Source organism: Bradyrhizobium sp. STM 3809, assembly GCF_000239795.1.
Lineage (GTDB): Bacteria > Pseudomonadota > Alphaproteobacteria > Rhizobiales > Xanthobacteraceae > Bradyrhizobium.
The window spans coordinates 1-9,478 of the sequence record NZ_CAFJ01000213.1; the positions used below are offsets into that span (position 1 = coordinate 1).

Annotated in this window: 9 protein-coding genes and 1 tRNA gene; 4 read left to right on the forward strand and 6 right to left on the reverse strand. The window is 66.6% G+C overall.

The genetic code is table 11. The features are described 5' to 3' along the window. Positions 1-241: 241 nt before the first annotated feature. Positions 242-316 (reverse strand) — tRNA-Glu (locus tag BRAS3809_RS11485). Positions 317-625: 309 nt separating this feature from the next. Further along, positions 626-964: a hypothetical protein gene (locus tag BRAS3809_RS11490; RefSeq protein ID WP_008962264.1), complete on the reverse strand. Its 339-nt coding sequence runs from the start codon at positions 962-964 to the stop codon at positions 626-628. Positions 965-995: 31 nt separating this feature from the next. On the opposite strand from BRAS3809_RS11490, the gene BRAS3809_RS11495 reads away from it, so the two are divergent. Together BRAS3809_RS11495 and rpoH are read left to right on the forward strand one after the other, a co-directional pair. Continuing rightward, on the forward strand, positions 996-1,991 hold the full coding sequence (locus BRAS3809_RS11495; protein ID WP_008962265.1) for an RluA family pseudouridine synthase: 996 nt from the start codon (positions 996-998) through the stop codon (positions 1,989-1,991). Between the two features lie 219 nt (positions 1,992-2,210). Continuing rightward, entirely contained in the window at positions 2,211-3,110 is a 900-nt protein-coding gene (gene rpoH, locus BRAS3809_RS11500; protein ID WP_008962266.1) for an RNA polymerase sigma factor RpoH, read from the forward strand. 75 nt (positions 3,111-3,185) lie between these two features. Here rpoH and BRAS3809_RS11505 read toward each other — a convergent pair whose 3' ends face one another. The 3 genes from BRAS3809_RS11505 to BRAS3809_RS11520 form a co-directional block, all read right to left on the reverse strand. Then, a complete protein-coding gene (locus tag BRAS3809_RS11505; RefSeq protein ID WP_008962267.1) occupies positions 3,186-3,809 on the reverse strand; it encodes a peptidoglycan recognition protein family protein in 624 nt (207 codons plus the stop codon). Positions 3,810-3,828: 19 nt separating this feature from the next. Then, positions 3,829-5,064, reverse strand: a complete 1,236-nt coding sequence (locus BRAS3809_RS11510; RefSeq protein ID WP_008962268.1) for a GGDEF domain-containing protein — start codon at positions 5,062-5,064, stop codon at positions 3,829-3,831. 616 nt (positions 5,065-5,680) lie between these two features. Beyond that, positions 5,681-6,085 carry a response regulator gene (locus BRAS3809_RS11520; RefSeq protein WP_008962269.1) on the reverse strand — a complete coding sequence of 135 codons (405 nt, stop codon included), beginning with the start codon at positions 6,083-6,085 and terminating at the stop codon, positions 5,681-5,683. Between the two features lie 154 nt (positions 6,086-6,239). Here BRAS3809_RS11520 and BRAS3809_RS11525 point away from each other — a divergent pair, with 154 nt between their 5' ends. Beyond that, positions 6,240-7,079 (forward strand): SDR family NAD(P)-dependent oxidoreductase, encoded by an 840-nt coding sequence (locus BRAS3809_RS11525; protein WP_008962270.1) that lies wholly within the window; start codon positions 6,240-6,242, stop codon positions 7,077-7,079. 773 nt (positions 7,080-7,852) lie between these two features. On the opposite strand, the gene BRAS3809_RS11530 is transcribed toward BRAS3809_RS11525, so the two are convergent. Then, the gene (locus BRAS3809_RS11530; RefSeq protein WP_008962273.1) at positions 7,853-8,671 is read right to left on the reverse strand and encodes a lytic murein transglycosylase; all 819 of its coding nucleotides are present in this window, start codon (positions 8,669-8,671) and stop codon (positions 7,853-7,855) included. A gap of 207 nt (positions 8,672-8,878) precedes the next feature. Between BRAS3809_RS11530 and BRAS3809_RS11535 the strand changes: the two genes are divergently transcribed. Continuing rightward, on the forward strand, positions 8,879-9,397 hold the full coding sequence (locus tag BRAS3809_RS11535) for a hypothetical protein (protein WP_008962274.1): 519 nt from the start codon (positions 8,879-8,881) through the stop codon (positions 9,395-9,397). Positions 9,398-9,478: the final 81 nt, after the last annotated feature.

Sequence of the window (9,478 nt, forward strand, 5' to 3'; positions counted from 1 at the left end):
TTGTTCGGCCAATCCTGTGGTGACTGCCGCCTGCTTTTCTGTCTGCAGGCGGGCCATGGGTGCGGCCTGCACCCGGCCTTCCCTGCGCCCTTCTTGATGGAGGGCGTGCCTGAGAGCAAAGCTCGGACGCGCAAGCGCGCCGCGAGGCTCAAAACGCGCGCCGCAAGGCAAAAAATGTGCGCCGCGAGGCCGAGGAGCCGCGCCGCGAGGGGCAGAGATGAAGGGTTGAGCGCCGGGAAAATGGCGCTCCCTAGGGGAATCGAACCCCTGTTTCAGCCTTGAGAGGGCCGCGTCCTAACCGCTAGACGAAGGGAGCGTGAGGTGAACCGCATAGCCTTGAACGCGCCGCGCCGCAAGACGGGGGATGCAGATTTTGTGGGGTGGTGAAGGAGAGAGTCCCGGTGGGGACCCCCACCCCCGACCCCTCCCCGCAAGGGGGAGGGGGGCGCACCGCCCGGGTGGCAAGGGGAGTGGCTATCAATGGGGATGGAATCAGGCGGCCGCGGCGACGGTCGGCTCCCCTCCCCCCGCCGCAATCGCGAAGCGATTGTCGGCTGCGGGGAGGGGTCGGGGGTGGGGGCCGCGAGTTCCGCTCCACGTGGGGAGCGTCCGCGCCGCCCTCCCCTTACGGCTCGACCGCGAAGCGGAGGCGGCCGGCGGGCTTCAGGGTCTTGGCGTCGAAGGTGCGGATTTCGGTGGTGCCGCCCACGTCCAGGGTCACGGCCAGGCGGTCGCCGGCGGTGCCGGTGGTGACGATGCGGGCGCCCTTGGGGAGCATGGCGGTGAGGTCCGGGCCTGAAGCTGTGCTTCCATCGCCGCGGAAAAGGCGATAGCCGATGGCGACCAGGAGAACCGCGATCGCGACCGAGGTGGTCACGCCCGCGATCATCATCATGCGCCGCAGCCGCGCCATCAGCTGGGCCTGCTCGGGCGAGGACGGCTCGGGCGCAACGGTAGTATTCATGGACATCTCGACTTCACAATCCCACGGTCTGATGACGGTCATTGTCGCCGGCGACGAAGGCTCGCCGCGGCTCGATCGCGTGCTCGCGGCGCGGCTGCCGGAGCTGTCGCGGTCCCGGCTGAAGGCGCTGATCCTGGCCGGGCAAGTCAGCCTTGGTTCAGGACGTCCCGGCGCGGAGGCGGTGCGGGACCCCGCTTATCACGTCGCAGCCGGCGACACGATCACAATCGACGTCCCCGAAGCCGCTCCGCCTGCGCCCGCCGCCGAGGCGATCCCGCTTGATATCGTCTACGAGGACGACGACATCATCGTCATCGACAAGCCCTCAGGCCTCGTGGTGCATCCCGCCGCCGGGCACGAGAGCGGCACACTGGTGAACGCGCTGATCGCGCATTGCGGCGCCAGTCTTTCGGGGATCGGCGGGGTCAGGCGGCCGGGCATCGTGCACCGGCTGGACAAGGACACCACCGGGCTGATGGTGGTCGCCAAGAACGATCACGCGCATGCCTCGCTGAGCGCGCAGTTCGCCGACCACGGCCGCACCGGCGCGATGGAGCGCGGCTATCTCGCTTTCGCCTGGGGCCTGCCGCACCGTCCGCATGGCACCGTCAACGCCCCGATCGACCGGCATCCGCATGCGCGCGACAAGATGGCGGTGCGGCCGCGGGGGCGCGAGGCGATCACCCATTACGAGGTGATGGAGAGTTTTTCCGGCCGCGACGGCAAGCCGGTGGCGTCGCTGATCGCCTGCCATCTCGAAACCGGACGGACCCACCAGATCCGCGTGCATCTCGCCCATCTCGGGCACCCCCTGATGGGCGATGCGGTCTATGGGCCGCATTTCAAGACCAAGGCGAACCAGCTGGCGCCGGGGGCACGGGCGGCACTCGAATCGTTGGGGCGGCAGGCGCTGCATGCCTATCTCCTGGTCATCGAGCACCCGCGGACCGGAGACATTCTGCGCTGGGAATCGGAGCTGCCGGAGGATCTTTCTCGTCTGGGGGAGGCGCTGCGAGCGGCGCTATGACGCAGGCCGTTCAGAAAAAGGGAAGGATGTCAAAAACTTAATGCGGCCACACGGGGTCGTGACCCCCGGAATCCTTCCACGGGGTGCGAATTTTGGTGTATGTTGCGCCTGCGTCGAATGGTCGACGCATGGAACGTCGCAAACCGGTTGGCTTTAACACAGCGACCGCTTTGCCTGGCCCGCCGCTATCGGGGGCCTGAACCAACTGGAGGGCGCTCGATGGCCCGTACAGCTACACTGCCGGTTCTCAATGGAGAATCCGGACTTGCTCGCTACCTCGCCGAGATCCGCAAGTTCCCGATGCTGGAACCGCAGGAGGAGTACATGCTCGCCAAGCGTTGGCGCGAGCATGACGACAGCGACGCAGCGCAGAAACTCGTCACCAGCCATCTCCGGCTCGTTGCCAAGATCGCCATGGGCTATCGCGGCTACGGCCTGCCGATATCCGAAGTCGTGTCGGAAGGCAATGTCGGCCTGATGCAGGCGGTGAAGAGGTTCGAGCCCGAGAAGGGCTTCCGCCTCGCCACCTACGCCATGTGGTGGATCAAGGCGTCGATACAAGAGTACATCCTGCGTTCGTGGTCGCTCGTGAAGATGGGCACCACCGCGAACCAGAAGAAGCTGTTCTTCAACCTGCGCAAGGCCAAGAGCAAGATCTCGGCGCTGGATGAAGGCGATCTGCATCCGGATCAGGTCAAGCTGATCGCGAAGCGCCTCGGCGTGACCGATCAGGACGTGGTCGACATGAACCGCCGCCTCGGCGGCGACGCCTCGCTGAACGCGCCGATCCGCGACGACGGCGAAGCGGGCGAATGGCAGGACTGGCTGGTCGATACCTCGCCCAACCAGGAAGCCATCATGGCCGAGCACGAGGAGTACGACCACCGAAGGCAGGCGCTGAACGGCGCGATCGGCGTGCTCAATGCCAGGGAGCGCCGCATCTTCGAGGCGCGGCGCCTGGCCGACGAGCCGATGACGCTCGAGGACCTGGCCGCCGAGTTCGGCGTGTCGCGCGAGCGCGTCCGCCAGATCGAGGTGCGCGCGTTCGAGAAGGTGCAGTCCGCCGTCAAGGGCGCCATCGCCAAGCAGGAGGCGGCGGCGCTGGAGGCCGCGCACTAAGGGTGCGGCTTGCTTGAAGGTGGTTCTTGGAAGCGATCGGAGCCGGCGGAGACGCCGGCTTCTTGTTATGTGGAGCTAATCCGGCGCGGCGCGGGCGAGCTCGGCCAGCGCACAACCCTCGCAATAGCGGGCGTCCTTGTAGTCGATCCAGTTGTGCGCATAGATCCGCTCCCGCGGGATCTGATACCGCAGCCGGAGCAGCTTCGAGAGCACCCGCCACGCGGCGACCTGGGCCTCGGTGGCGGGCGTGGTGACGTCGGGATAGTTGCCGGCGAACTCCACGCCGATGGAATTGTCGCGCACGACCTTGCGATAGGTGGATGCGTTGTCGATATAGCGGTTGTCGTTGCGGTTGGCGCCGTCGCCATGCAGGGTCACCAGGGTTTCCGGCACCGCCCAATACACCGTGCCGTCGGTTTCCACCCACACGGTGACGCCGCGCCTCTTCGGGTTCTTGGCCTGCGCCATCGCCCCCGCCCGCGCCGACCCGGCCGGGCCCTCGGTCTGGTGGACGATGATGTTGGTCCAGGGATGCGCCCGGCCCGGCTCGCCCCACGGCGCCAGCCAGACGATCTTGAGGCCCGGAATCTCCGGCGTGCCGGAGGCGCGGGCCAGCGCGGCGAGGTCGTCGGCCGACGCCGCGGCAGGGACAAGAAGCAGCGCTGACGCTGCCTGGAGGAGGGATGGGATCGGCCGCATGGCCGAACGATAGCACCGCCTACTCGGCCGCGGCATCCTGCCGGGAGTGGTGCATGGCGATCGCCTCGATCTGATCAGGCGCCAGAGCGGGTGCATCGCGCTCGCCCTGATAGACGGCAAAGCCGTTCTTGCCGTCCCTCTTGGCCGCATACAGCGCCTGGTCCGCCCGCGCCATAACCCGGTCCGGGAACGCGCCGACCTCGCGGGTCCATTCGGCGACGCCGATCGACACCTCGATCGGCACGTCCGCCCCGGCGCAGGCCTCGGCATCGTCGCGGCAGACCTGCAGGATGCGCCGCGCGATCATCGCGCCCTCGCGCAACGAGGACGACGGCAGCAGGATGCAGAACTCGTCGCCACCGGTACGGGCCAGCATGTCGCCCGGCCTGAGCCGGGTCTGGGCCATCAGCGTGAAGTGCTGCAGGCAGGCGTCGCCGGCCGCATGGCCATGATTGTCGTTGATGAGCTTGAAGCCGTCGAGGTCGATCACCAGCAACGCAAACGGCCGCCCGCTGCGCTCGGCGCGCGCGCATTCCTCGGCCAGCCGTTGCATCAGGTGGCGACGGTTCGCGACGCCGGTCAGGTCATCGAGCAGCGCCAGATCGGCGACCTCGTTGCGCAGCCGGTCCACGGCCATGAGCAGAAGCCCGAAATTGAGCGACATCGACAAGAAGATCAGCAGCAGCACCGCAGCCGCCTGGCCGCTGCTCGAATGGCTGAAGTTGAAGTCCGCACCGACAAAGGCGCCGATCGTCCGAACCGCAAACACGGCGATGATCAGGATCGACAGCACGCCCGCGAGCCGGGCTCCGGGATTGATCGGTCCCTTCCGGGGATCGAGAACCAGCCGCGTGATCATCGCCATCGGCACCGCCTGGCCGATCGAGTAGCACAGGATCCGGAGCGGTGCGTTGTCGTAGGCGTAGAGGAAGAAGGCGATCGAGGTGCAGGTCAGAAACACCACCAGGCCGCTCAACCGCCAGGACGCCTTTCGCCCGTAGAAGCGCTCGACCCCCATGGCGTTGAGGCAGATCGCGAAGGTCATCAGCGAGGCGGCTGAGAGCAGCGGCACGTAGGAGCCGAAATAGAACCGCGCCAGCGCGAACAGCGCCGCGGGCGCGCACATGAAGGCGGAGGCCGTCCAGTAGCGCGCCGATTCCAGATTGGGATAGCTTCGCATCACGTAGGCCCAGATCAGGCCCAGCGCGAGGAAATTGACCACGAAGGCGGTCCACAGCGTCGGGACGTTCAGCATCCCGACCGCAGGACGTCGCGTGTCCTGTCCCCAACGTTCACCACCGCACTCATGGCCTTCCCTGTTGTTGCCGGCAACATGGGCGCAGTGCACTTAACGGTTCCTCAAACCGCTGACCAAGATTGCGCCTTGGTTTTGAATCAATGAAGACATCATTTGCCTCGCGTTAACCCTCCCGCTTCACCCGTGCGAACGGCGTAGGGCCTCCCGCACGCAGCGAGCTGTGGATAAGCGCGAGTGCGCTGGTGACAGCTTGAGGCAGAGCTTCGCGAATCTGCTGGGATCGACACCCGAGGCTGATGCATAGCTGGCCCGCGCCAGCGAAGGCCTCGAAGTCGCGTTGCAATCCATCCAACTCCTGACGAGGATTCCATGGCGAAGAAAGCGAAGAAGGCCGCGAAGGCGACCAAGAAAGCGGCGAAGAAGACCAAGAAGGCTGCCAAGAAGAAGTAGTTGCACTCCCCGGGTGGGAGCGCGGCTTCCACCCGGACCCTGCCGGCATCTTCCCCTCCCCCCAGTCTTCAAACCGGTGCCGCCCTTCGTTATTCCCGAAGTGGGATGACCCGGGCCATTCGTCAAGACCAGACGGCGACGGATCGTTTCGCCGCGCCCCGCCCTACTCCCCGAGCCTCCGCTGCAATTCCGGCGCGCGCTTGAGCGTCACCTCGGCCTCGCGCAGCACATCGAGCGGCGCCCAGGGCTTGCTCCAGAACTTCGCATCTCCCGGCAAGGGTTGCGACAGCGGCCGGCCCGAGGTGACCACGATGTTGATGTGCGGATGACGCGCCCGCGCGATGTGCGCGAGCTCCAAGCCGCTCATGCGGCCCGCGAGATTGACGTCGGTCATCAGCAGCACGACGCGGTTGCCGGGCTTGCTCAGCACCAGTTCGGCCGCCTCGGCACTCTCGCAGGCGATCACGTCGTACTCGCTCTCCTCGAGCAGGAGCGAAATCATCTCGCGCTGGGTCGGATCATCCTCCACGATCAGCGCCGTTGCGCGAAAGGGCTGCGACTGTCCCATGCAATTCCTCCAAAAAACCTGGCCTTCCGATCAGCAGTCTGAGTTAAAAGCAAAGCCGCCGGTTGGTTCGGTTCCAATGCGAAAAAGTGACGCAACGTGATCGCGCGCTTTGGAACGCGGGCAGGAACCGCCACACGAGGGGCAGGATGCGACAATGACGGCCATCAACAAGGCGGTAGCTGCGATCACGGGCGCGGCGAGCGGCATCGGCCGCGCGCTGGCGCTGGAATTGGGCGCACGCGGCTGTGATCTGGCCCTCGCCGACCGCGACGAAGCGGGGCTTGTCAGCGTCGCCGCCGAGCTTGCCCCCGTTGGCCGCAAGGTCACCACGCACCGCCTCGATGTCGGCGATCCCGCGGCGATCGCGCAATTCGCGGCGGATGCGACAGCGGCGCATCCCGGCCTCAACATCGTCGTCAACAATGCCGGCGTGGCGCTGTTCGGCGCGTTCCATGAGATCGACCAGGCCGAGATCGAGTGGCTGTTCAACATCAATTTCTGGGGCGTCGTACACGGCACCCGCGCCTTCCTGCCGCATCTCGCACGCCAACGCGAGGCGCACATCGTCAATTTGTCCTCGATCTTCGGCATCATCGCGCCGCCCGGCCAGTCGGCCTATGCGGCGGCGAAGTTCGCGGTGCGCGGCTTTTCTGAGAGCCTGCGTCATGAGCTCGCCATGGCGAACAGCCCGGTGAAGCTGTCGGTCGTGCATCCCGGCGGCGTCGCCACCGCGATCGCGCGCAATGCCCGCGCCGGCGTGGGCATGACCGACAATGCGCGCCGCGTGCAGGCGATCGAGCGCTTCGAGCGGCTTGCCAAGACCAGCCCGCGCGATGCGGCGCTGCGCATCATCCAGGGCATCGAGCGCAACGAGCCGCGCATCCTGATCGGCGGCGACGCGCGTTTCATGGACCTGCTGCAGCGGGTCATGCCCGGCACCTATTGGAAGGTGATGGCGAAGCGGCTGGAGAAGGCGGCCGCGAAGGAAGGCTGAAACTCAGGACAGGCGAAATCGGTCTCGCGGCGCATGAGGCGTCCGAGCTGCCTGCGTTCGCCGCCCTCCCCGGAAGGGAGGGCGCAGGGAGAGCCAGGCCTCGGCTGAGGCCTGCGGCCCGCGTGCGAAAGAAAATGCACGCGGCGGTGACCACAGGTTCAGCCGGACAGACCCGGCCCTCCCTGCGCAATGGGTTGACGCCTTATACGTGGTCTCCCTGGTGCGCCGGGCTTGTTGGCCACCATCCCCGCGCGAAGCGAAGCTTCGTCGCGAGTTGATACCAGCGTCGGGGTATCGGGACGCCACGATTTCGGCGTGCGCATCGCTCCGTTCGTCGGCGCGGCCAAGGCCACGCTGCGGAGCTCTGCGCCCATCGCATCCAACGGCCCGCGCCTCGTGACGATCGCGAAACGCCCCTCCGGCGGGCCGGGACGAGCGGAAATGTGCGGCTGATTTGCCCGACGGCGCAAGAGCGCATCGTGCGACAAACTAACACGACGGGCAGTTTGCGCATGGCTTGTATTTGCTGAGATCTCTCGCAGCCTTACGGCGATCCGATTTTGTGTTCGCCTGCCTGCAAATCGTCATGGCCGGGCTTGTCCCGGCCATCCACGTCGTTCGGCGCCCTGGGAGGCACGTGGATGCCCGGGTTAAGCCCGGGCATGACGGAGTAACTGACAGGCACGATCGTTCGTTGCACCAGCCGTGTCTAATGTCTGGATGCCCTATCTGGCGGAGCATCTGGTGTAGGGATGGAGGAGCAGAGCGCGCCCCTACCGGCCCATCAGCTGATCCGCGTAGTAGCCGATGGTCTTGCGGTAGATCACCGCCCTGTTCCACTCGCGCATGGCTTCGAAATTCGCCGAGCCTTCATCATAGGGCTGGCCCATCTTGAAGCCGTTGCTGTGCAGCAGGTTGGCGGTGGAGGCCAGCACGTCGGCGGTGGAGTGGCGCAGGTCGACGCGGCCGTCGCCGTCGAAGTCGACCCCGTATTTGATGTAGGACGACGGCAGGAACTGGGTCTGGCCGATCTCGCCGGCGAAGGCGCCGATCAGATCCCGCAAGCTGAGATCGCCGCGCTCGACGATCTTGAGCGCCGCCAGCAGCTCGGTCTGGAACAGCTCGGTGCGGCGGCAATCATGCGCGAGCGTGGCGAGCGTGCGGATCACCGGCAGCTTGCCCATGTCGCCCTTGCCGAAATCGGTCTCGAGCCCCCAGATCGCGACCAGGATCTGGCGCGGCACGCCGTATTGCTGCTCGATCTTCGACAGCAGCGCCGCATGCCGCTGCAGCATCGCGCGGCCGCCATTGATGCGCCCGGCGCCGACGCGGGTCGAGACATACTGCTCGAAGCTCTTGTTGAAGGTGTAGCGCTGGCGGCGGTCGAAGGCGAGCACCGCCGGATCGAGCGTCACGCCGGACAAGGCCTGGCTGATGGTGCTGCTGGAGATGCCGGCGCTCTGCGCGTCCGCGGAGACGTTGGTGATGAACGTGTTGAAGTCGCCGCCGCAGCGCGCGGCCTGCGCGGGGCTCGTTGCTGAGAAGGCCGAGAGCGAAGCCGCGAGCAGCACGGCAAGACGACGCAGGAGCATGCGGGATCCCTGGTGATTCATGCGATCAACGACGAGCATGCCATAGCGGAAAGCGTGGCGTCAAAATTGCGGCGGAGGACATCGTCGGGCGCATTATCTGGCAGCGGTGTTGCTGACGCATCGACTGGGCGGCCTCAGCGGCCTTGATCCTCGTCAATACCGTACCATCCTCACTTCCTAATCTCGCCGGCAAAAGGAGACGACGCCATGATCGGGATTACGCTGACCGCCGACCAGATCCGCTCGGCGCCACCGGAGGTGCGGCGCTGGATCGAGCATCAGGTGCTGGCGGGGCTCGGGCTCGGCCCGGAGGAGGCATCGCCGGCGCCGCCCGCGCTGCCGGTGCCCGGCGCGCATCTCGTCGCCTGCAGCGCCGACGATGCCGGCAAGATCCTGGCGCAGATCCAGGGCGTGCTGCCGGCGGTCAACGTGTTCTTCGAGTTCGGCCGCCCCGGCATCGCGCTGGGCCAGCCGCCGGTGATGATGTTCCGCCTGATCGACATCCTGCATCACACGCGGCTGCAGAACGTCGGCCAGGTGATGGCGTCGCTGGAGATGATCAACAAGGCGCTGATCGACGCGCGGAAGGACCCGTCGGCGCGGTTCTGCGGCTTCGATCATGAGGGCCATTGCCTGATCGCGCCGGAGACACAGCGCGCGATCGCGAGCGTCTGGCAAAGCGTGATCGCCAAGCAGCACGGCGTCGCCGAGGGCGAGGCGGCGTGAGGGCTGAAGGCTGAAGGCGCGCGACTGAGGCCGCTGGTCGGTTCAAGCGAGTTGTTGAGGCGAGTTCTCTCCCCCTGCTCC

Bases quoted from the DNA above. Each gene is read 5' to 3' on its own strand.
- BRAS3809_RS11490 (WP_008962264.1), bottom strand. From the start codon at position 964: ATGAATACTACCGTTGCGCCCGAGCCGTCCTCGCCCGAGCAGGCCCAG.
- BRAS3809_RS11495 (WP_008962265.1), top strand. From the start codon at position 996: ATGACGGTCATTGTCGCCGGCGACGAAGGCTCGCCGCGGCTCGATCGC.
- rpoH (WP_008962266.1), top strand. From the start codon at position 2,211: ATGGCCCGTACAGCTACACTGCCGGTTCTCAATGGAGAATCCGGACTT.
- BRAS3809_RS11505 (WP_008962267.1), bottom strand. From the start codon at position 3,809: ATGCGGCCGATCCCATCCCTCCTCCAGGCAGCGTCAGCGCTGCTTCTT.
- BRAS3809_RS11510 (WP_008962268.1), bottom strand. From the start codon at position 5,064: ATGCTGAACGTCCCGACGCTGTGGACCGCCTTCGTGGTCAATTTCCTC.
- BRAS3809_RS11520 (WP_008962269.1), bottom strand. From the start codon at position 6,085: ATGGGACAGTCGCAGCCCTTTCGCGCAACGGCGCTGATCGTGGAGGAT.
- BRAS3809_RS11525 (WP_008962270.1), top strand. From the start codon at position 6,240: ATGACGGCCATCAACAAGGCGGTAGCTGCGATCACGGGCGCGGCGAGC.
- BRAS3809_RS11530 (WP_008962273.1), bottom strand. From the start codon at position 8,671: ATGCTCCTGCGTCGTCTTGCCGTGCTGCTCGCGGCTTCGCTCTCGGCC.
- BRAS3809_RS11535 (WP_008962274.1), top strand. From the start codon at position 8,879: ATGATCGGGATTACGCTGACCGCCGACCAGATCCGCTCGGCGCCACCG.